Origin of the sequence: Aquipluma nitroreducens, from assembly GCF_009689585.1 — a bacterium.
Classification (GTDB): Bacteria; Bacteroidota; Bacteroidia; order Bacteroidales; family Prolixibacteraceae; genus Aquipluma; species Aquipluma nitroreducens.
This window is the reverse complement of the sequence record NZ_AP018694.1, coordinates 2,347,528-2,371,592: the sequence shown is the minus strand read 5'-3', so window position 1 is coordinate 2,371,592 and position 24,065 is coordinate 2,347,528. Positions and strand designations below refer to the sequence as shown.

At 39.3% G+C, this 24,065-nt stretch carries 12 protein-coding genes; 10 read left to right on the top strand and 2 right to left on the bottom strand.

What is annotated here, in order from left to right; all coding sequences use genetic code 11:
- Window positions 1-24 precede the first annotated feature (24 nt).
- The 10 genes from AQPE_RS09930 to AQPE_RS09885 all read left to right on the top strand — a co-directional run bounded on the left by AQPE_RS09930 (window position 25) and on the right by AQPE_RS09885 (window position 21,069).
- Window positions 25-381: a four helix bundle protein gene (locus tag AQPE_RS09930; RefSeq protein WP_318350903.1), complete on the top strand. Its 357-nt coding sequence runs from the start codon at window positions 25-27 to the stop codon at window positions 379-381.
- Between the two features lie 52 nt (window positions 382-433).
- The gene (locus tag AQPE_RS09925) at window positions 434-3,481 is read left to right on the top strand and encodes a response regulator (protein ID WP_318350902.1); all 3,048 of its coding nucleotides are present in this window, start codon (window positions 434-436) and stop codon (window positions 3,479-3,481) included.
- 259 nt (window positions 3,482-3,740) lie between these two features.
- Window positions 3,741-4,112 (top strand): GxxExxY protein, encoded by a 372-nt coding sequence (locus AQPE_RS09920; protein WP_318350901.1) that lies wholly within the window; start codon window positions 3,741-3,743, stop codon window positions 4,110-4,112.
- A 60-nt stretch (window positions 4,113-4,172) separates the two neighbouring features.
- A complete protein-coding gene (locus tag AQPE_RS09915) occupies window positions 4,173-9,284 on the top strand; it encodes a PAS domain S-box protein (protein ID WP_318350900.1) in 5,112 nt (1,703 codons plus the stop codon).
- Between the two features lie 12 nt (window positions 9,285-9,296).
- Window positions 9,297-12,176 carry a PAS domain S-box protein gene (locus AQPE_RS09910; protein ID WP_318350899.1) on the top strand — a complete coding sequence of 960 codons (2,880 nt, stop codon included), beginning with the start codon at window positions 9,297-9,299 and terminating at the stop codon, window positions 12,174-12,176.
- Between the two features lie 219 nt (window positions 12,177-12,395).
- Window positions 12,396-15,443: a PAS domain-containing protein gene (locus AQPE_RS09905; protein WP_318350898.1), complete on the top strand. Its 3,048-nt coding sequence runs from the start codon at window positions 12,396-12,398 to the stop codon at window positions 15,441-15,443.
- A gap of 163 nt (window positions 15,444-15,606) precedes the next feature.
- Window positions 15,607-17,082 carry a DUF5723 family protein gene (locus tag AQPE_RS09900; protein WP_318350897.1) on the top strand — a complete coding sequence of 492 codons (1,476 nt, stop codon included), beginning with the start codon at window positions 15,607-15,609 and terminating at the stop codon, window positions 17,080-17,082.
- 267 nt (window positions 17,083-17,349) lie between these two features.
- Window positions 17,350-18,768 (top strand): DUF5723 family protein, encoded by a 1,419-nt coding sequence (locus AQPE_RS09895; protein ID WP_318350896.1) that lies wholly within the window; start codon window positions 17,350-17,352, stop codon window positions 18,766-18,768.
- Between the two features lie 114 nt (window positions 18,769-18,882).
- Window positions 18,883-20,334 (top strand): RNA polymerase factor sigma-54, encoded by a 1,452-nt coding sequence (gene rpoN, locus AQPE_RS09890; RefSeq protein ID WP_318350895.1) that lies wholly within the window; start codon window positions 18,883-18,885, stop codon window positions 20,332-20,334.
- Between the two features lie 114 nt (window positions 20,335-20,448).
- Complete coding sequence (locus AQPE_RS09885; RefSeq protein ID WP_318350894.1) at window positions 20,449-21,069, top strand: phosphatase PAP2 family protein; 621 nt, start codon at window positions 20,449-20,451, stop codon at window positions 21,067-21,069.
- A 77-nt stretch (window positions 21,070-21,146) separates the two neighbouring features.
- On the opposite strand, the gene AQPE_RS09880 is transcribed toward AQPE_RS09885, so the two are convergent.
- Both AQPE_RS09880 and AQPE_RS09875 read right to left on the bottom strand, forming a co-directional pair.
- Window positions 21,147-23,201: a M3 family metallopeptidase gene (locus AQPE_RS09880; RefSeq protein ID WP_318350893.1), complete on the bottom strand. Its 2,055-nt coding sequence runs from the start codon at window positions 23,199-23,201 to the stop codon at window positions 21,147-21,149.
- Window positions 23,202-23,353: 152 nt separating this feature from the next.
- Entirely contained in the window at window positions 23,354-23,929 is a 576-nt protein-coding gene (locus AQPE_RS09875; RefSeq protein ID WP_318350892.1) for a flavin reductase family protein, read from the bottom strand.
- Window positions 23,930-24,065 lie beyond the last annotated feature (136 nt).

Genomic DNA, 24,065 nt, shown 5'->3' with positions numbered 1-24,065 from the left:
GATATAGAAGCAAATTAGATTAAGATGGTAATAAATAGCTATAAAGATCTATTGGTTTGGCAAAGAGGAATAGATTTGGTTGAAGATGTCTATAATTTCACAAAAAAGTTGCCAGATGCGGAACAATTTGGTCTGGTATCGCAATTGAGGAGAGCTTCTGTTTCAATACCCTCAAATATTGCTGAAGGATATGGAAGGCAATCGACAGGTAGCTATAAACAATTTCTTTCTATTAGTCGGGGGTCGTTATTAGAAGTTGAAACACAAATATTGCTTTGTATCAGGCTCAAATATTTTGATTCGGAGGAATCAGGCTTCCTGTTAAATAAAATTGAATCTTTAAATAAAATGTTGTCCTCATTAATAGCAAAAATCAAATAGATATGAATAACTTTTACCATTGCCTGTTGCCTAATGCCTTAAATACTAATTTATGAAACTATCTAACCTTAAAATTGGAACGCAATTAAAAATTGGTTTCGGAATAATTATACTGTTAATCATCTTTCTTGGAATAATTTCGTGGCAACAAACTGATAAAATAGCGCTTCAGGCCAATGAAATTTACGAGCATCCGTTTAAAGTAAGGCAAGCTTTAGGCGAACTGAAAACCGATATTATGGCCATGCGTCTGGAATTCAGGAATTTTCTTTTGGCTCAAACCGATCAGGAAAGACAAGCAGCTATATTAAATTCGGATGTTCATCAGGCTGATGCAGAGAAACAGTTCCAGATATTAAGTGAAAGATATTTAGGTCCGCCATCAGATATTGAAAATGCTCAGGTTGCATTTAATCGATGGGTTCAGGTACGATTGGGAAATAGAGAAACCGGGAAAGCAGGTAATATTCCAGAAGCACTTGCAAGACTTGAAAAGACTGGAGACATTGGTACTGAAAGGGAACAATTATTGAATTATGTTAGAATAATTGATGACTTTGCTAAATCAAAAGCAAACGACCTTCTCTTTAGGGCAACAAAACTAAAGAATATCTTGAATCGCCAACTTGAGTTTCTGGTTATTGGTATTTTGGGGCTTTCAATTCTAATCATATATTTTCTAAATAGAAACATTCGTCGCCCAGTTGTGGAGCTTGCCCGCGTTACCAATCTGTTTAGAGAGGGTAAATTGGATATAAGAAGTAAATATAAATCTTCAAACGAGTTTGGCCAACTTTCAACTTCGTTTAACCATATGGCCAAAACGATCGAAGCAGAAATGACTTTGAATAATCAGGCAGCCAAGCTTGCCGGAGTAATGCTTAGCGAAGATGATGCACATAAATTCAGTCATGCACTTTTAAGCAGTTTACTTGAGCATACACACTCTCAGATGGGTGCCGTTTATTTTCTGAACGAAGATAAAACTGTATTTGAGCATTTTGAATGTGTGGGAATGGATCAGGGAGGTTGTAAGCCTTTTTCGGCGATTCATTTTGAAGGAGAGTTTGGCACTGCCTTGTCAACACAAAAGATTCAACACATCACTAGTATTCCTGAAGATTCACGTTTCTCGTTTCATACCGTTAGCGGGAAATTTATACCGCGCGAAATTCTTACCATTCCAATTGTCTCCGGGAATGAAACTGTGGCCGTTTTATCACTGATGAGTATTAAGAACTTTAGTAAAAATAGCATTCGCCTTATCCATAGCATTTGGGGGATGCTTAACGCCAGGATGGACGGCATTCTCACCTACCGGAAACTGAAGGATTTCTCGCTGCAACTGAGTCGTCAGAATACGGAATTGGAGACTCAAAGGCAAGAATTACACATTCTGAACAAAGAATTGACTCACCGGTCTGAAATTGTTTCGGCTGCCAACAGCGAACTTGAAGCACAAAAAAGAGAACTTTCGGCACAGGCCAGTGAATTGACTGAGCAAAATGTCGAACTGGAAATGCAGAAAAAGCAATTGGACGAATCGAACCGCTTAAAAACTAGTTTCCTGTCGAATATGAGCCACGAGTTGCGCACGCCTCTTAATTCGGTGATTGCCCTTTCGGGTGTGCTTAATCGCCGCCTTTCAGGTAAAGTGCCCGAAGAAGAATACAGTTACCTCGATGTGATTGAACGCAATGGCAAACAATTGCTGTCGCTTATTAATGATATTCTCGACTTGTCGCGCATTGAGGCCGGGCGCGAAGAAGTTGAAATCAACCGGTTTAATGTCCGGGAGCTAATCAATGAGGTTGTTGAAATGATCGACCCTCAGGCAAAACAAAAAAACATTGTCCTACGCTATACCTCAGGAACTGATCTTACACCAATCAAAAGCGATTACGTAAAATGTCGTCATATTCTTCAAAACATAGTGGTGAATGCAGTAAAATTCACGGAAGAAGGTAGTGTTGAGATTATTGCAGAAGAAGTTGGTCATTCCATTCGGATTACGGTGAGCGACACCGGAATAGGAATTGATCAGGAGCATATTCACCAAATTTTTGATGAATTCAGGCAGGCCGATGGTAGTAGTTCCAGAAAATATGGCGGTACAGGACTCGGATTGGCCATTGCTAAAAAATACACTGAATTGTTGGGAGGAAGTATCGAAGTTGAAAGCAAGCACGGCAAGGGCTCGAAATTTATACTCAGCCTGCCGCTTCAATATATCGCCATTCAGGAAAACATTGAAAACTATGTTGATCAGTTGAAAACGACAAAATCAGTCAACAATGGCGAAATAAAAACCACTGGGAAAACCATCCTTTTGGTTGAAGATAATGAGGCAATCGTTGTTCAAATGAAAGACATTCTGCTTCAGGAGGGATATCATATCATGGTGGCACACAATGGAAATGAAGCTCTTAAGCAGATTGAGCAACAAATTCCGGATGCCATGATACTTGACCTGATGATGCCTGAAGTTGACGGGTTTGAGGTACTGAAACGGATTCGGAATGAAGAAAAAACAGATCATCTGCCTGTGATTATACTCACAGCTAAATACGTAACGAAACAGGAGCTTGCATTCCTAAAAAACAATGGCATTCACCAGCTTATTCAAAAAGGGGATATCAATAAAGATCAACTACTTTCAACCGTAGCCCGAATGATGTTTCCTGATTCAGTGCCGGTCAATACCCCGATTGTAAATCCCGCAAAGTTACCGGTGACGGGAACTCCATTGGTTTTGGTGGTTGAAGATAATCCGGATAACATGATAACCATAAAAGCGCTTCTCGACGGGAAGTGCCAGATTATTGAAGCGGAAGATGGACAAGCAGGAGTTGAACAGGCAATTAAGCATCAGCCACATTTGATTCTGATGGACATCGCGCTTCCCGGCATGAACGGTATTGAAGCCCTGAACGAGATTCGGAAAGAAGAAAAGCTGGAAATGGTCCCAATTATTGCCGTATCGGCCAGTGCCATGAAAGGGGATCGTGAAGATTTTATTGCGCTCGGTTTCGATGGGTACATTTCGAAACCTATCGACAATGTTCTGTTTGAAAAAACGATTGAAGAATTTCTGAACTAAAACTCCGGGTAACTCTCAGAAAAACTGCGGTGATTGTCTGGATAAGAAAATTTATTTCACTGAGTAACACAGAGAAGGCACAGAGATTCACGGAGAAAAATAGTTTTTAATGGGCATAATTATTTAAGTGAGGGGACAATTCCTGAAAATGGATTAAAAGATATAGTTATTAATAACTCAGTAGTCTTCAGTGAACAAAAAAATAACACCAAGTTCCGCATCGACTACACGTAGCTATACCGAGAAAAAATGTACAATTATGGAATTTAACGAGATTACCGAAAAAATAATTGGGTGTGCAATTGAAGTACACAAACAACTTGGACCTGGGTTGCTTGAGTCGGCATACGAAGAATGTCTTGCCTATGAACTCAATAATCTGGGACTTAAAATCGAACGTCAAAAAGCAGTTCCTGTTGTATATAAAAACATTAAATTAGACTGTGGCTATCGCCTTGATATTCTTGTTGAAGATTTAGTTATTATTGAGTTAAAAGCTGTTGATATTTTAAATCCAGTTCATGAAGCCCAAATCTTGACTTACATGAAATTCGCTCGCAAGAATATCGGATTGCTTATAAACTTTAATGTGACATTGCTCAAAAATGGATTAAAAAGATATCGATATTAAAACTCTGTGGTTCTCTGTGATAAATTCTCTGTGGTTCTCAGTGTAACAAAAAATAAAACTATGGCAAAAATCCTTGCAATCGACGACATTAACGATAACCTGATCAGTCTGAAGGCTATCATTCATGATACTTTCCCTGAGTCTGTTGTTTATACTGCTTTAAATGGTTCAAAAGGAATTGAGCTGGCCATAGCTCATAATCCGGATGTGATACTGCTCGATATCATTATGCCTGACATGGATGGTTTTGAAGTTTGTCGCCTTTTAAAATCAGACGAACGGGTGAGCGATATCCCCGTGGTTTTTTTAACAGCATTAAAAGGCGATAAAATAAATCGGATAAAAGCTCTTGAAGTTGGAGCTGAAGGATTCATTTCAAAACCTATTGAAGAAACAGAACTTATCGCGCAGATAAAGGCTATGGTAAAAATAAAGGCTGCCGGCGAACTGAAACGCACCGAAAAGGAAAAGTTGGAGCAATTGGTTGAGGAAAGAACCAAGGCACTATTGCAAAGCCAGGTACAATTTAAAAATTTATTTGAAAATCTTCAGGATTCCTATTTTCAGACCGATTTGGCCGGAAGATTTACTCTGTTAAGTCCTTCTGCACTTAGAATGTATGGCTATCAGTCAATCGATGAACTATTAGGCCAACCTGCCGAACAACTATATTTTAATCCAAAGGAACGCCATTCATTAATTTCCATATTGCGCACCGAAGGGAAAATCAAAGATTATGTATCTCAGGGTAAAAAAAAGGATGGCTCAGCATTTTGGGCTTCAATGAATGTTCAATGGTTGTGTAGCAAAGAGGGGCAAATCGTAGGTACCGAAGGGATGGTTCGTGATATTTCGGACCGGATAAATGCCGAAAGAGCGCTTAAGGAGAGCGAAGAGCGATTTCAGTTGTTATTTAATCAGGCACCTTTGGGTTACCAGTCTCTCAATTTCGATGGACACTTTATTGAAGTAAACCAGCAATGGTTAGATACATTGGGTTATACTCGTGAAGAAGTTATTGGGAAATGGTTTGGCGATTTTCTTTCACCCGAGTATAAGGACGGTTTCAGAAAGCGGTTTCCACTGTTTAAAGCCCAGGGTTTTATACACAGCGAGTTCGAGATGGTTCATAAAAGCGGGATCAAATTATTTATTGCGTTTGAGGGACGGATTGGCTACGATTTAAAAGGAGAATTTAAGCAAACACACTGCATACTGCAGGATATTACGGAGAAAAGAAGAGCAGAAAAAGCCCTGGTTGCAAGCGAGGAGAAATACAGAACCATGGTCGATCTTTTGCCTGACGCTGTAGTAATTCATGAAAGCGGAAAATTCGTATTCGCAAATGCGGCGGCCTTAAAAATTGCCGGAGCCGATTCCTTCGATCAATTGATCGAAAGGCCGCTGATGGACTATGTTCACCCTGACTACAGAAATGGTTCTTTAGAAAGAATAAAGAAGATTTATTCGACAAGTCAGCCTTCAACATTTATAAAAGAAAAATTTGTTTCATTAAAAGGTGAACTGGTTGATGTTGAAGTCTTAGGCATACCTGTAATATACATGGGTAAGCCCGCCATTCAAACAATTATCAGAGATATTTCTGAACGCCGCAAAGCAGAACTGGCTCTTCAGCAAAGCGAAGTTCAATTTCGCGAATTCTTTGAAAAAGCGGCCGATGCCATTTTTATTGCCGATATTGAATCGGGTATTCTAGTTGACGCCAACGAAGCTGCTTCCCGGTTAATGCTTCGTCCGCAAAGTGAGCTGGTCGGAATTCACCAGTCCAAACTTCATCCGCCGGTTAAGAAAGATTATACCAACGACACCTTTAATAAGCATAAAGAACAGATTAAGAACAGGATAAATTCTTATGCTGTTGAAAATAGTGTGCTTCGTTCTGATGGACTGGAAGTGCCGGTTGAGATTCTGGCCTCAGAAGTAATCTTTCAGGGGAAATCCTGTATCATGGGAACTTTTCGCGATATCACCGAAAGAAAGCGTGCAAACGAAGCATTGAAGTACTCATTATTGTTAACAGAATCAACACTGGAATCAATTCACAATGGAATACTTGTCGTTAATCATGAAAGGAAGGTAATAAAAACCAGTTCGCGATTTGTCGAAATGTGGCAAGTACCTGAAAATATCATGGCCTCAGGAGACGACAAAACATTAATAAATTATATTCTAGATCAGTTAGTTAACCCAGAAGAGATTGTCGCCAGGATTGAGAAATTGTATTTAAATTCTCAGGCAGAATCTACCGATTTATTAAATCTTAAAGATGGACGCGTTTTTGAGCGAGTGTCGAAACCAATGTATCTGGATGGCAAACCCCAAGGCAGGGTTTGGTCATTTCTCGACATAAGCGAACGATTGTGGGCTGAAGACAAATTACGTGAAAATGTTGAAAGATTGGAACTTGCAATGAGCACGGCAAAAATGGCATGGTGGGAAATGGATTTGACTACAGGTGATGTTGTTTTCGAAAAACGGAAAGCCGAAATGTTGGGTTATTCTCCTGAAAAATTTAAACATTACACCGATTTTACCGCCTTGGTTCATCCTGAAGATTATGAACCTGCCATGAATGCCATGAGAAACCATTTATCCGGATTGGTTGATAAATATGAGATTGAATACCGGATAAAAACTTTATCAGGAGAATATAAATGGTTTTATGATATTGGTTCGGTTACAAAACGAGATTCAGAAGGAAGACCGCTAATTGCTTCAGGACTTGTTTTAAATATCTCGGAGCATAAATTTGCCGAAGAAGCACAGAAAGAAAGCTATGAGTTCAATCAATCGTTACTAAAGACCATCCCTTTCGGCATGAACATCGTTGACGGACATGGAAATATTTTATTTCAGAACGGGAGTTTTGAAAATACTTTCGGCAAGAATGCTATTGGAGGAAAATGCTGGGAGTTCTATCGTGACGATAAAACTCAATGCATCGGCTGTCCATTAAATGAAGGAATAAAAATTGGTGAAACTGCAAGCTTTGAATCATCAGGAGTTTTTGAGGGAAGGATATTTGAGATCAGCCACACAGGAATGATATTTAAGGGCAAAAAAGCCATGCTCGAAATATTTCAGGATATTACTGAACGAAAAAAATCGGAACAAGCACTACAAGAAAGCGTCCAATTGTTTCAAGGGTTGTTCAATTCCTCACCTGATGCCATTGTGTTAATCGATCCATACCATCCAACAAATTCGTGGCCGATCATGGATTGCAACGAAGCAGCCTGTCGCATGAATGGATACACACGCGATGAAATGATTGGCCGTTCCATTGATTTTCTCAATGAATCAGAAGGATCGAGAGAGGAACGTAAAGCCTATTTTGAGGAACTCAGGCAATACGGTACCATTCACAAAGAAGGAACACACATTCATAAAGATGGACACATCTTTCCAATCGAGATTTCAACATCAATAGTCACCCTTGGCGATCGCGAACTGGTGTTGGGAATTGATCGCGATATCACTGAACGCAAGCAAGCTGAACGGGCACTCAAAGAAAGTGAAGAGCGCTACAGGCAGTTTGTCTCTCAGGTTTCAGAGGGAGTTTATCGGTTCGAATCTGACCAGCCTGTTGATATAAGCTTAATGATTGAAGAACAGGTCGATTTCATTTACGACCATATGTTTGTTGCTGAATGTAATGATGCTTTCCTGAAGATGTACGGGATCAAAGACCGAAGTGAAATGTTAGGCAAAAGTCATCTCTATTTTCATGGCGGCCGCAATAATCCGGTTAACCGCGAAATCATGCGCGATTTTGTAAAAAACGGATATCACATTGAAAATGCCATTACCAATGAAATAGACTCTGACGGGAAACACTTGGTTTTTAGCAATAACTGGATGGGAATTATCGAAAACGACCATTTAATACGAATGTGGGGGACTCAGTTCGATATAACAGAAAAAGTAAAGGCCGATAGAGTTCAGCAAATGCTGTATTCCATTTCAACGGCGGCACTTTCATCAGGAGATTTACCTAATTTAATTGAATTTATAAGCATTGAGCTTGGGAAACTACTCAACTCAAATAACTTTTTTATCGCCTTCTACGATGAAAAAACAAATATGCTTTCAACCATTTATGAAAAGGACGAAAAAGATGTATTAAATACATGGTCAGCCGAGAAATCAGCCACCGGATATGTCGTGAAAAACCAAAAATCGCTACTGCTACGCGAACCTGAGGTGAACAAATTAGTTGAGCTGGGAGAGATTGAAATATATGGAACAATGTCAAAAGTATGGTTGGGAGTTCCATTGTTTGCTGATAAAAAGGCTGTTGGTGCCATTGTTGTTCAAAGCTATGATAATCCGGAGGCATACACTGAAAAAGATTTGTTGATGCTTGAGTTTATCTCGCATCAGATCAGCATTTCCATTGAACGCAAAAAAACAGAACAAGAATTAAATATTGCACTAAAAAAAGCGCAGGAATCTGATCGGTTAAAATCGGCATTTCTGGCTAACATGAGCCATGAAGTTCGCACTCCGTTAAATAGTATTATTGGTTTTTCTGAATTGATGGCTGATCCAGATTTTGATTTTGACCAACAACCTGAATTTGCAAAAATAATCTTTAACAGTGGTAACTATCTGCTTTCTATTATTAGTGATATCATGGATTTTTCGAAGATTGAGGCAGGGCAGGTATCTGTTTACAAACTTCCATTTGTTGCGCAGAAACTGATATCTACCGTTCAGAAAGAATATACGTTCATTGCTCAGGATAAGGGTATTGAGCTGATAATTGATCCATCAAGTCCAAAAGAAGAAATCTGGATAAGAAGTGATGAAAACCGTTTACGGCAAGTTTTGACCAATCTGGTAAGTAATGCTATAAAATTTACCAAAGAAGGATCCGTTAAACTTGGATTTAAAACAACAGGAGACTGTGTTAAGTTTCAGGTCAGCGATACTGGAATTGGCATTCCCGAAGAATACCACGACGAAATATTCGAACGGTTCAGGCAGGTTGAATCGGCTGACTCCAGGAAATATGGAGGTAATGGGTTGGGGTTGGCCATTTCCAAAAGTTTGGTTGAAATGTTGGGCGGAGAAATCTGGATGGAATCTGTCCAAATGAAAGGCTCAACCTTTTATTTTACAATTCCCATTGGCATAATCACTAAATAAATTGCAGGAAATATGATAAAAATTCTCGCGATTGACGCTAACAAAGACAACCTGATTACACTTGGGGCTATTATAAGAGATTCATTTCCTGATGCGGTTTTCGTTACTGCTTTATCAGGTAAAAAAGGAATTGAATTTGCCATTCTTGAGAATCCGGATATTATTTTGCTCGACATCATTATGCCTGATATGGATGGCTTTGAAATTTGTCGAAAGTTGAAATTGGATAAACAGACATGTAATATTCCTGTGGTTTTTCTGACTGCGATAAACGAAGATAAAGAAAAGCGCATCAGAGCAATTAAGGTTGGGGCGGAAGCTTTTTTGCACAAACCCATTGATGAAGCAGAACTCATTGCTCAACTTGGTGCGATGTTAAAAATAAAGCAATTTATCAATCAGAGACTCAATGAAAATGAACGTTTATCGCAACTGGTGGCCGAACGTACCCATGAGTTGGAACAAAGCCATACAGAAACCCTGAAACTGATCGATGAACTGAAAGCCGAAAATGAAAAGTACAGAAATAAAGAGAAAGAACTGAGGGATAGCGAAGAATTATTCCGCAAGATTTTCGAAGACCATGCTGCTATAAAATTGATCATTGATCCCGATACAGAAAATATAATTGACGCAAACCGAGCTGCTGAGACCTTTTACGGTTGGACCAAAGAGCAGCTCAAACAAATGAGGATTCAGGAAATCAATACATTTTCTCCCGGGGAGGTCATGCAATCGATAGAAAGAGCCAAAATGAATAAGCAAAATTATTTTGAATTCAGCCACAGGTTGGCTGATGGCTCCATTCGTGATGTAGAAGTATTTAGCAGTAGCATTCAAGTCAATCGAAAGCTCTTGATTCACTCCATCGTGCACGATGTAAGTGACCGAAAGCGAGCCGAACAAGAGATAAAACAAGAAATGTCCAGATTTGAAAGTCTTTATCGGATCAACCAGTTTTCGGCCAATAACATTCAGCAATTACTTGACTTTGCCTTAGAGGAAGCTATTTCACTCACTAAAAGTAAAATCGGCTACATCTTTTTTTACGATGAAAATAAAAGGGAATTTAACCTAAATACGTGGTCTAAGGAAGTTATGCATCAATGCAGCGTAATGGAACCACAAACTGTTTATGAATTAGATAAGACTGGCATCTGGGGCGAAGCGGTTCGGCAGAGAAAGTCCATAATGATAAATGATTTTGAGGCACCCAATTGTTTAAAAATGGGAATTCCAGAAGGTCATGCTCAATTGCATAAATTCCTGACAATTCCTGTTTTCAGCAGTGAGAAGATAGTAGCTGTTGTGGGTGTAGCTAACAAACAGGATGATTACAACAACATTGACATTATCCAATTGAGTTTAATGATGGACGCAGTATGGAAGAGTGTTCTGCGTCAGAAGTCAGAAGATGATATTGCAGCGAGCGAAGCCAGGCTGAAAAGGGCTGAACTAGCCTCAAGTTCAGGGAACTGGGAACTTCATCTCGATTCTCAAACAATATACACATCAGAAGGAGCCAGAATGATTTACGGGCTCGATTCAAATCAGATTGATTATTCGATTATCAAGTCAATCGCATTATCCGAATACCGGCCTTCACTTAATGAAGCGATGAAGAGTTTAATCGAAGAAAACCTTCCGTACGACATTGAGTTTAAAATAAAAACTGTAGATACAGGAATAATAAAAAATATCCACTCAATTGCAACATTCGACAAAGAAAGAAGAACCGTATTTGGCGTAATTCAGGACATCACCGAGCGGAAGCGAAGTGAAGATGCCGTAAGAGAAAGTGAAAATAAATTTCGCACTTTGTTTACTCAAATGTCCGAAGGGTTTGCACTTCACGAGCTTGTTTACGACGACACTCATAAGGCCGTTGATTATAAAATTATTGATATCAATCCAGCATTCGAAAAACAAGTAGGTATTCAGGCTGAAAATGCCAAAGGAGTTCTGGCTACCCAGCTTTATGGTTCAACACCTGCACCATATCTCGATATTTATGCAAAAGTAGCCGAAACAGGCGAACCTCATTTCTTTCAAACTTATTTTCCTCCTCTTGACCGTCATTTTCAGATTTCAGTATTTTCGCCCAATCCGGGCTATTTTGCAACCACATTTGTTGATATTACTGAGCGCATGCGGAATGAAGAGACCCTAAAAGAAAACGAAGCTCATTTACGTGAACTCGTTGCCACTAAGGATAAGTTTTTTTCAATTATAGCACACGATTTAAAGAGTCCGTTCAACAGTATTTTGGGCTTAAGTAACCTTCTGGTAGAGCAAATTCAGGAAAAAAACTTTGACGGAATTGAAGAGTATGCCAGAATCATTCAAAAATCTTCGACAACAGTTTTTAATTTATTGATGAACCTTTTGGAGTGGGCAAGGTCACAAACCGGACGAATGGAGTTCTCGCGTGAATATATTGAATTAGGCTCTTTGATCAACGAGGTTATCGAACTATCCAACGAATCAGCTCATCAGAAATCGATTACAATTATTAAAGAATTACCTCGAAATCTACTTGTGTTTGCCGATAAAGCCATGATTAACACGATTCTGAGAAATCTTATCTCAAATGCAATCAAATTCACCTATCCAGGCGGTCAGATTATCGTCTCTGCGGAAAAGAAGCTGGATGAATTAAAAATTTCGATTTCCGACAATGGAATAGGTATAAAAAAAGAAGCGATAGGTAAATTGTTCCGCATCGACGAAAACAACATAAGGATGGGCACACAAAATGAAATTGGGACTGGTTTAGGACTGATTTTATGCAAGGAATTCATCGAAAAACATCGTGGAAAAATATGGGTTGAGAGCGAAATAGGTAAAGGAAGTAAGTTTTATTTCACGATTCCAAAGAACGGTGAAAGGTGAAATGCCAGTATTTGCCCGAAAGCCTTGAAAATGAGGATTTATTTTATTAAATTTATTACCCTTTTGTAGTGCGATGTTGTGAATCATAAGTTGTAATTTTTTAAGCTGAATTATTATTACGCATACATATTTTGAGCAATTACAAAATCGAAGTATTGGCAAAATCGGTATGTCATTAATTTTCGGTTGTGAAATATAGTTGGTAACCAAATTGCAAAAATGAAAATAGGGAGAAAGGAATCACGAGGAATTGCTTCGGTGCGTCTAGCTTCACAAGCAATCGCAGATCTGAAATATAAATCTCTTTTCGAAAATTCAGGTACCGCCATTGTCATTATCGATAAAGATGGAATTTACCATTTAGTCAACTCCAGGGCTGCCAAACATTTTGGCGGGGATGTTGATGACATAGTTGGCAAATCGATCTTTGATTTTTTGCCTCAGGAAGGGGCACAAAAGTACCTTGAAAGAAACCAAAAAGTAATTGAATCGGGCATTGGCGAAGAATATGAATATACTTTTGAACTACCAACCGGCACCAAGACTTTGCTGATTACTGATCAGGTTTTAATAGATGGGCGCGGAATAGGATATGCACTTCAGAGTAGCGGCATTGATATTACCGCGCGCAAGCAAGCCGAAGAAGCCTTGAAGGAGAGCGAATCCAATTATCGTCTTTTGGCCCGAAACCTGCCGGATACTTCTATCTTTCTTTTTGATCATAACCTTCGTTTTATTCTTGCTGAAGGCCATTTATCTTCTGAGTTTGGCTTCACAATCAGCGACATAGAAGGCAAAACGTTAAGGGAATTACTTCCACCTGAAAGAGCCAATCGTCTGGCGCCCATTTATATGAATGCGCTGGAAGGAAGATCAACTGAAAATTTGATTTCTGAATTCAATGGCCGCAGCTATTCGGTAAATATTCTTCCGGTTAAGAATAATCGGGATGAGATTATTGCCGGAATGGTCGTTTCGCAGGATATTACCACCCGCAGACAAGCTGATGAAGCACTCAATGCCAATTATTCACTTCTTAGAATTGCAGGCGAAACGGCTAAATTTGGAGGATGGAGTGTAGACGCTGCCAGTAATAAAGTGATTTGGTCTGATACGGTGGCAAAAATTCACGAAATGCCCATTGGATATAATCCATCAATAGATGAAGGGATTAGTTTCTATGCCCCTGAATGGCGCGATAAAATCACTCAGCTGTTTACCAATTGTTCAGAAAATGGAACCCCTTATGATGAGGAAATGGAAATAATCACAGCAAAGGGAAAGCGTGTTTGGATACGAACAACTGGAGAAGCATTTGTTGACGACAAAGGGAAAATTGTTAAAATTCAGGGAGCCTTTCAAGATATCAGCGAGCGTAAACTGGCCGATCAGGCTTTGCACGAAAGTGAAGAAAAATGGCGCAAGCTGGTAAATACGATTCCCGACTATATCGCTTTATATGACCGCGATGGAAAATACCTTTTTCTGAACCATTTTGCTGAGGGTTTTTCTGTGAAAGATATTGAGGGAAAAACATATATCGATTTTCTGCAAGATGATTCAAAACCGATATACGAGCAAGCCTTTAACATCTCGAAACAAACCAATTCGACCCAATATGTTGAACATACAGCTCAGGGTGATAATAGAAGTTTCAGACATTATGAAAGTTTCTTTGTCCCGATATTCGAAAACAATCGTTTTGAAAACATGATGGTTATTGCCCGGGATATTACCGAGCGAAAGCAAATAGAGAATGAATTGGCAAAAGAAAAGGCACTTATCGATGCCATTTTCAACAGTATTCCAGGCATAATCTATCTTTACGATTTAGAGGGAAACCTGGTTCGATGGAATACGAAGCACGAAATTATGACTGGTTATACTGGTGAAGAATTATCGCACAAGAAATTATTGGATTGGTATAAAGGAGACATCGATAGTCAAATAGCAGTTAATGATGGTGTTAAGGCGACTATTTTAAATGGCTTTGGTACGGCAGAAGCTAACTTGCAGAAAAAAAATGGTAAAACCATTCCGATGTATTTCACAGCCTCCCTGTTAACAATTAATGGAAAGGAATATTTCACCGGGGTAGGGATTGATATTACTAAACGTAAACAAGCCGAAGAGGCAGTACTCAAAAGCAAGAAGCAGTATGACAATCTGGTCTCAAAAATTCCAGTTGGAGTATATATCCTGAAAACCAAACCAGACGGTACATTTGCCTTGGAATACGTCAGTCCAAGAATGGCAGAAATGCTCGGTTTGAGTGTTGAAGATTTGCTCGCGGATAACCATGCCATTTTCACAGCCATTCACTCCGATGATTTGGAAAGCTTTACCAGATTAAATCGGGAGGGAATTGAACAAAAGCGGCCATTCAACTGGAAAGGACGTGTTGTTGTAAAAGGAGACATCAGGTGGTTTCATATTTCATCATTGCCAGAACAATTGGATAACGGGGACATGTTATGGCATGGATTAATTGTTGATATTACTGAACGAATGCGGGATGAAGCTGAAATTAAACTCAAAAATGAAGAACTTATAAACCTTAATGCCACCAAAGATAAATTCTTCTCCATTATTGCGCACGATTTGAAAAGTCCATTCAATAGTATTATTGGTTTTAGCAATTTGCTGATAAGGCAGATCGAGGAAAAGGATTATGCTTCGATTGAAAAGTATGCAGGTATTATTCAGAACTCTTCTCAGCAAGCGATGGATTTGTTGATGAACTTATTGGAATGGTCACAGTCGCAAACAGGGCGTATCGTTTATACTCCCGAAAAGATTGACATTTCTACTTCCATAAATAAGGTAGCTGAGTTATTCCTCGCCCTGGCTCAACAAAAATCAATCACTATTTATTTGGAAACGTCCTCTAATCTTTCTTTTTTTGCCGACAAGGCTATGATTAATACCGTACTGAGAAACCTGATTTCGAATGCCATAAAATTCACCAATGTGGGCGGTGAAATTAGTATTTCAGCGAAGCAAATGCTTAATGATCTGGTGGTATCTGTGTCGGATAATGGAGTTGGAATGGATGAAGAATCAATCTCGATGTTGTTTCGGATTGATCAGAACCACACCACTTTAGGCACTAATGAAGAGAAGGGAACAGGTCTTGGACTATTGCTTTGCAAGGAATTTGTTGAAAAGCATGGAGGAAAGATTTGGGTAGAGAGTTTCCCCGGAAAGGGAAGTAAGTTCCACTTTTCGATTCCCAATAGTATTTTAGTTAACTCATCATCGAATTAAGGAATTAATTACTCTTTTCACTTTTAGCTGGTATAAAAAAAAATTGAATTTGACTGATGTTTTTAGTTATATATAAATTAATGATATTTGCCGGCGGAGAAATTGTCTGATTAAGCCGGGCGAAGGCGTTGATGATCTCCAAGTACTATGATTAAATTGTTGTATGAAATATCAACGTAAAGGGAAACCAGTTTTTCTATTTCTAACTTATTTGTTGATTTTGACGTTACATGGTAATGCTCAAACAAACATGGTTTTTTACAATACGCCCGACCAGTATAACACATCAAATTTCAACCCTGCATTTTTAACTTCTCAGAAAAATTTTACTTTCAGTATTTTACCCTTAGCCGGAATGAGCGTAGGGTATAACAATCAGTCTGTTATTAAGGACATGGTTCTCAATGTAATAAAAGGTAGTCAAACAACCGAAGATCTTAAAGCAGTATTCAACAGTATGCTGGATCTTGGTTTATTTTACCAGAGAATGGAAGTGCCGCTACTTAATATTGGTTATCATTCACATCTCGGAACGTTTAACTTTTCGATTAAGGAAAATATGCAGATGATGACGAATTTGAAAGGCCAGTTCTCACAGTTCTTAACGAATCCGGACTTCAGTACGGTGACTCTAAATAAGCCACAGCTGTTCCCGGCAGCTGCCATGCACTATCGTGAATACAGCCTTGGGTATGCCAACGAAATAATCAAAAACAAGCTTTCGGTGGGGATCAGGGCGAAAGTATACTATGGCAAGTTTTCGATGAATTCTAATATTCAGGGCGAAATAATAGAAAGAAATTCTGAGTATTTTATGACAACCCGCAATCGGGTTCAAATGTCATTCCCCGTTACAATCATAAAAAATGATCAGGAACAACTAACTGCTGTTAATCAGACTAATGATTTTACAATTGGTAAATATATCATGAACTCAGGAAATTTCGGAACCGGTTTCGACATTGGTTTTACCTACAAAATTACACCTGATTTGGTGGTCTCGTCAAGCGTTCTGGATGTGGGAAAGATCAAATGGAAAAAAAATCTGAATACGATGATTTATAAAGGCGAATACCAATTCCCTCAGGCATTTATCATCTCAGGCGACCAAACTACGCTAACAAAAAGTGAAAATTTCTCGACCGATTATGAATCTATTCCAGATTTGTATAAGATTGATATTGACAGCACTTCTTATTCAACGACGATGCCTTTAACTTTATTTGCAGGGTTGCAATACCAGGTTAATCCAAAACTGAACATCGGAATTGTAGACAGATTTATTCAAAAAAAGGACCTCAACTACAACAGCATTACACTAACAGGAGTCTTCGATGTTAAAAAAAATCTCAAAATTACAACGGGTTATGCAATCCTTGGAAATTCGTACACCAACATCCCATTGGCTCTAACTTACCAGTGGAATGGAGGTCAATACTTCGTCGGAACGGATAGTTTTCTTTCTTTTCTTCTCCCATCATCGGCAGATTTTTCAGGTATAACTTTTGGTATGTGTTTTTTCCTTTTCCGGAATAAAATGAATTATGAAGAAAATGAATACCTTCCCTTTTATAAAAGAAGAAAAAATATTTCGGTTAATCGAACCGGACTGATCAAAAAAGATAATGCTGAAAAATAATTCTCAGATATAAGGTTAAGTTAATGCAACTTATACCTTACCTTAAAATTCTACGTTATAACTTTCAGGAATTTTAAATTTGTGGTTTATGTAATCACAATGACAAAATTGTTTAACCCGTAAAAGACGGATTCAGCAACTTTGGCGAATTTTGTTTGTTGAGTCCTTAAAATCATGATTATGAGGCTTTGTCTGAACGGAAAGCACCTGTTATTAATGCTACTTTTGGCGTTAGTCTTAATCTTTAAGGGTAAGGCTCAGACAAATATGTCATTTTATCCAATTGAAAATCAGTTTAATTCGTCGAGTTACAACCCTGCATTTTTGACTTCAGACGCTCAATTCACCTTTAGCATTTTCCCTCTTGCCGGAACGAATATCGGGTTTAACAATCAAAAGGAAATTCAAAATCTGTTCTCAAAATTAATTTCAGGGGAGAATAAAGACGATGATTACATTGATATTGTTAAAAGTATGGTTGGGCAACCCACCTACAATCAAAAACTGGAAACAGAGTTACTAACCTTTACCTATCGCTCTCACTTTGGATTTCTGAATTTCCGGATCATGGAAAATGTAGCATTTTCAGCCTCGGTGAAAGGTCCGGTTAGCGAATTCATGATTCTTCCTGAAATTAAAAGTGTCTTTGTTGATCAAGTGCAAAATATTCCGGTTCAAGTCATTCATTATCGGGAATACAGCATTGCTTATTCCCTTCCTCAGAAAAATCACAAATTGACAGCAGGAATAAGGGCAAAACTTTATTTTGGCAAATCAGTTTTTTCTTCGGAGATTTCAGGAGCAATTAGTCAGGATCAGCCAGGTACATACGCTTTAAAGACCTGGGGAAAAGGATACTTTTCAATGCCCGAAGCAACTAATGTTAACCCTGATGGAACCGTTTCCGGTAACCCTGATATTTCATCGATAAGCAGCTATGTCTTCAATTCCGGAAATCCAGGTGTCGGAGTCGATTTGGGCATCAAATATAAAATCACCCCTAAACTGTCGGTTTCAATGAGTGTAATCGATCTGGGGAAAATATTCTGGAAAACCAACCTGAATTCGAAGATATTTGATGGAGAATATCCGATGAAACCAACAAGCCTTGACCCTCCCAGTTCTGTAAATGGGCAACAGGTTATTTCCAAAAGCTCTGATAGCGTTTCGTTCACCAATTCATTTTCAAGTATTTTTCAATTGACGAATGATGGAACCAGGTTTTCAACACCATTGCCGGTAACCTTGTATGCGGGAGTTAATTACCAGATTAGTCCAACCGTAAAAATTAACCTGATCGACCGGTATATCAGTCTCAAAAACTTTAACCACAATAGCCTTTTACTTTCAGCAAATTTTGATGTTTCAAAAAAATTCACTGTTAGCACAGGGTACTCAATAATTGGAAATACTTACACTAATATTCCTCTTGCGATTCAGTTTAATCGCGATTTCGGTCAGATTTATGTTGGCACTGATAACCTCCTGGCGTTTATAGTACCTTCAATATCAGAGTTTTCAGGAATAACTGCCGGCACCTGTTTTTATCTGTTCAGGAAAAGAAATTTGTATGGTTCGCCAACCAAAGTTCTTCCGTTTCACAAACCTAAAAAAGTAAAAAGGGTTCACAACAGCGGACGAATTATGAAAGAAACTACTGAATTTGGATATCCGGTTCAGGAATAATCTGAATTTTCAGCCATTGCTTGCATCCTGAGAATTACTGACTTCTCCTCTTTTTAAATCTCGAAGTTATATGATTCGATTAAAAATCTTAATTTTGGGAAAAGTTGATTCGGAATGGCAGACCAGAGATTAAGTTTACAGCAGCGGTTATTACAAAAGCTTTCTCCACAGCAGATACAAGTTATCAAGCTGCTGGAGATTCCTACCATGCAACTCGAACAACGGATAAAAAGTGAATTGGAAGAAAACCCGATTCTTGAACTGGTTGAAGGTGAAGATTTTGATGAAAGTTTTGATGATACAGATACCGATGATTCTCAGTCAGATGACGAATTTTCATTGGACGATTACCTCAACGATGAAGATATTCCGAATTACCGTTTAGCTGCCAACAATTATTCGAAAGACGACAAGCAGGTTGATATGCCCTATTCATCAGGAGTTAGCTTTCACGATTCGCTCATTGAACAGCTTGGCTTATCGAACCTAAAAGAAGAAGAGGAACTGATTGCTGAATACATTATTGGCAATATTGATGAAGATGGATACCTCCGGCGCGATTTGCTCTCCATTTCAGACGATCTGGCTTTTCACATGAACATCGAAGTTAAACTGGAGGATCTGGAACGTTACCTTGCAATTATTCAGGATTTTGATCCGCCTGGTATTGGCGCACGCGATCTTCAGGAATGTTTGCTCCTTCAGATCAAGCGAAAAAAAGGAAAGAATTCGACGAGTCTGGCAGCGCGGATCATTAAGGATTGTTTTGAAGAATTTACCAAAAAACACTACGATAAAATCCTGAAGAAATACGAAATTTCGGAGGAAGAGCTGAAGGAATCCATTGATGAAATTCTGAAGTTAAATCCGAAACCGGGAAGTTCATACAGTAACCCAATGGGCAAATCCAATCAGGTTATTGTTCCTGATTTTTTGCTTGATAATCTGGAAGGCGAACTTAACCTGAGCCTGAACCAGAAAAATGTTCCCGACCTTCAGCTAAACAGCACTTACATCGATCTGATGAAATCCTATTCAGGAAATAAGATCGGTGCTACGAAAGATAAAAAAGAGGCTTTGACGTTCATGAAACAGAAATTGGACTCGGCCAAATGGTTTATCGATGCCATTCGTCAACGCCATAATACGCTGTATGTTACGATGAGCGAAATCATTAAATTTCAGAAAGAATTTTTTCAGGATGGCGACGAAACCAAGCTGAAACCTATGATTCTGAAAGACATTGCCGATTTAACCGGACTTGATATTTCGACCATCTCGCGTGTTTCGAACAGCAAATACATTCAAACTCATTTCGGAATTTATCCGTTGAAATACTTCTTCTCTGAAGGCTTGCAAACCGATACCGGCGAGGAAGTCTCGACGCGTGAAATAAAAAAAATACTGGCTGAATGTATTGATAATGAAGATAAACGGCATCCTGTTACCGACGAAAAACTTGCTTTAATCCTGAAAGAAAAATCGTACCTGGTTGCCCGCCGAACTGTTGCCAAGTACCGTGAACAACTCGGGATTCCGGTTGCCCGTATGAGAAAAGAACTTTAAAATGATAGCAGATTAACGATTTGATATTAACGATTGCAGATTGAAAAATCAGAAAAAGCCTCCTTCGTTAATCGTTAATCATCAATCACTAATCGTTAATTAATTGAATAATAAATGAACAACAATAAAACTCTGTCGCTTATAGCTCGCGTCACATCTCTCGCTTTTCATCCTTTACTAATTCCTACACTTGGCTTTTTGCTCCTTTTTAATTCCGACTTTTACTTTTCAATTCTACCCTGGAATGTAAAAAGATACATGCTTCTGGTTGTTTTCCTGTCAACTTGTATTTTGCCGGCAATTAGCATTTTAATTCTGTCAATCAATCCGAAGTTTGACCTGAATATGGAGAAAAACACCGATCGCGTTTTGTCGCTGCTGATCAGTTCAATTTCATATTATTTAGGATATCTATTATTGAAACGGGTGCCAGTTTTTCCTGCATACAATGTTTTTCTGCTGGGGGCAATCTTGATTCAGATTGCACTTCTGCCCATTTCAATGAGATGGAGAATCAGTATTCATGCTGCAGCTATTGGAGGCCTCGTTGGCGGCATCTTAGGATTGTCGTTCAGGCTTCAGGAAAACCCGGTGCAACTTTTATCACTACTCATACTTACAGCCGGACTGATTGGAACTTCGCGCCTGGTTCTCGAAAAGCACACACAATCGCAGGTTTATACCGGACTTTCAATTGGGTTTATCATCCTTCTAGCTGTTGTCATATTCATCTAGCAAAACAAAAAATAGTCATTAGTCATTCGGAAAGATGCCTTTAACAATTTCCTATTGACCAATGACTTTTTACTATTTTAGATCAACCCGTTTCTTTTCAACAGTGCTGTTGCTGTTGGTTCCTGTCCACGGAAAGCTTTGTATAAAATCATCGGGTGTTCGCTTCCACCTTTTTCCAGAATATTTTTCCTGAACGAATCAGCCGTTTCCCGATCAAAAATTCCTCTCTCCTGAAATACCGAAAAAGCATCGGCATCCAACACTTCAGCCCACTTGTAGCTGTAGTAACCGGCATCGTAACCACCCGAAAAAATATGCGAAAACGACGTGCTCTGCAAGCTTCCATCAACAGGCTCGAATAAGTCAGTTGAAGCAATTGCACTCATTTCAAAAGCTTTCAAGTCAACATCCGATGGCAATCCACCGTGGTGATAAGCCATATCGAGCATAGCAAAGCTCAACTGCCGTTCCATCATGTAAGCCGCCTGAAAGTTTTGCGCTTTCTGTATTTTCTGAATCAATTCCTGCGGCATCTTTTCTCCGGTATGGAAATGAACGGCAAATGTATCGAGCCACTCTTTTTCGTAGGCCCAGTTTTCGTGCATCTGCGAGGGTAGTTCCACAAAATCCCAATACACACTGGTGCCCGAAGTTCCGGGGTATTGGCATTGCGACAACATGCCGTGCAAGCCATGCCCAAACTCGTGAAGAAAAGTAGTCACCTCGTCAAAAGTCAGCAACGAAGGCGTAGTTTCTGTTGATTTCGTGAAGTTGGTTACCAGCGAAACGTGCGGTCTCACTGAATTTCCGTTCACATTCGATTGAGTTCGGTAATCGGTCATCCAAGCTCCGGAACGTTTACTTTCGCGTGGGAAAAAATCGAGGTACAGAACGGCAATGAATTCTTCTTTCTCGTTATAAACTTCGTAAGCCATCACATCAGGGTGATAAACTTCGATGCTTTTATTTTCTTTCAAGCCCAGTCCGTAAAGTTTTTGAGCCAACTGGAATACTCCTGAAATTACTTTCTCAAGCTGTAAATAAGGTTTAACTTCCTCGTCGGTGTAATCGTATTTTTCAGACTTCAGTTTTTCGGAGTAATAAGCCCAATCCCAGCGTTGGATGATTCCTTCGAACCCAGCTTTTTTGGCATATTCCTGAACTTCGGCAAATTCTTTCAGCGCAAAAGGTTTCGATTGCTGATGAAGTTCTTCTAAAAACCCGATTACTTTTTCAGGAGTTTCGGCCATTCGCTCCTGAAGTTTATATGCTGCATGTGTTTTGAACCCGAGTAAATTCGCTTTCTCTAACCGCAGTTCAACCAACCGTTTGATGTTTGATTTATTGTCGTTTTCGTTTTCGTGATTAGCTCTCGAACTCGAAGCGCGGAAAATCTGTTCGCGTAACGAACGGTTGTCGGCATATTTCAGGAATGGGAAATAGCTTGGATATTGAAGGTTGAAAAGCCAGCCTTGTTTGTCTTTTGCCTGAGCTGTTTGAGCTGCCAACTCGATCACCGATGCCGGTAGTCCGCTTAAATCTTTTTCGTCGGTAATCAACAGTTCGTACGCATTGGTTTCGGCCAGTACATTTTGCTGATATTGCAATCCGAGTGTCGATAATTCTTTGGTGATTTCACGGTATTTGGCTTTGTCCGTTTCATTCAGGTTTGCACCACTACGAACAAACCGTCGGTAAGTTTTCTCAAGCAAAGTCGATTCTTCAACATTTAAAACCAGATTATCTTTTTGGTTGTGCACTTCTTTAATGCGGGCAAAAAGCTGCTCGTTCAGGCTGATATCGTTCCCTAAATCAGACAATTTAGGTGCAATTTCCTGCGCAATTTCCTGCATTTCGTCGCTGGTTTCGGCCGAATTCAGGTTAAAGAAAATGCCTTTGATTCGCTCCAGCTTTTCGCCTGCCAAATCCAGCGCCACAATTGTATTGACAAAATCTGGCGCCGATGGATTGTCGATAATTTGTTGAACTTCTGCTTTCGTTTCCTCGATGGCTGCATCAAACGCCGGAAGGTAATGTTCGATTTTTATTGAGTTGAATGGCGCTGTTTGATGAATATTCTGAAACGGGTTTAATAACGGGTTTTCAGTATGCTGGATAGTTATTTTTGTCATGGTTGCTATTAAAATTTGAATGCTGATATAACAAGGATTATTCAGCAATGTTTGTATTGATAAAATTTTGGTGGGTGATTAGGTGCGATACATCAAATTTTGGTGAGTGATTAGGCGCGAAACATCGCGCCTCTACTGCTTATTGTGACTGATCACTTCTTCTTTTTCTTCTCCACCGACCAGCCAAATTTGCCAATTGGGTCGCCCATTTTGAAATAATGACCATGTGAATAAATCAAAGGATTTGCCTTTTTCAGGCTGAAAGCACCGGTCTCGGGATCAATGTACCTGTCGTCGGCAATCACGTTCACTACTTCAGAAATAAACATGTGATGAGTCCCGAGTTCAATAATCTGTTTCACCTTGCACTCGATGCTTATTGGCGCTTCAGCTAAAATTGGCGCTTTTACAATGGTTGCCGGGGCAGGAGTCAACCCCATTTCTTTCCACTTGTTGACCTTTGCGCCCGATTTTACGCCACACCAGTCGGTTGCACGAGCCAGTTCTTCGGTGGTGAGATTAATCACATATTCGCCGGTTCGTTTAATAATTTCGTACGAATGGCGCGACGGACGAACCGAAATATAGCACATGGGCGGATCGCTGCTGATGGTTCCTGTCCATGCAATTGTGATCAGATTGTATTCTTCAGGAGTTTCGCCACAGGTAACCAATACCGCCGGAAGCGGGTAAATCATGGTTCCGGGTTTCCAGTTTACTTTTGCCATTAAATGATTTTTTAATGAAATGAATGACAAAAGTAGCAATGTAAGTCTGATCAGGAAAGTAATAAAAAATAAAAGTGCCTAAGAAGCAAAGTACCTGAGTACCTAAGTAAAAAACACCAGTCCAAAACGTGTGCAC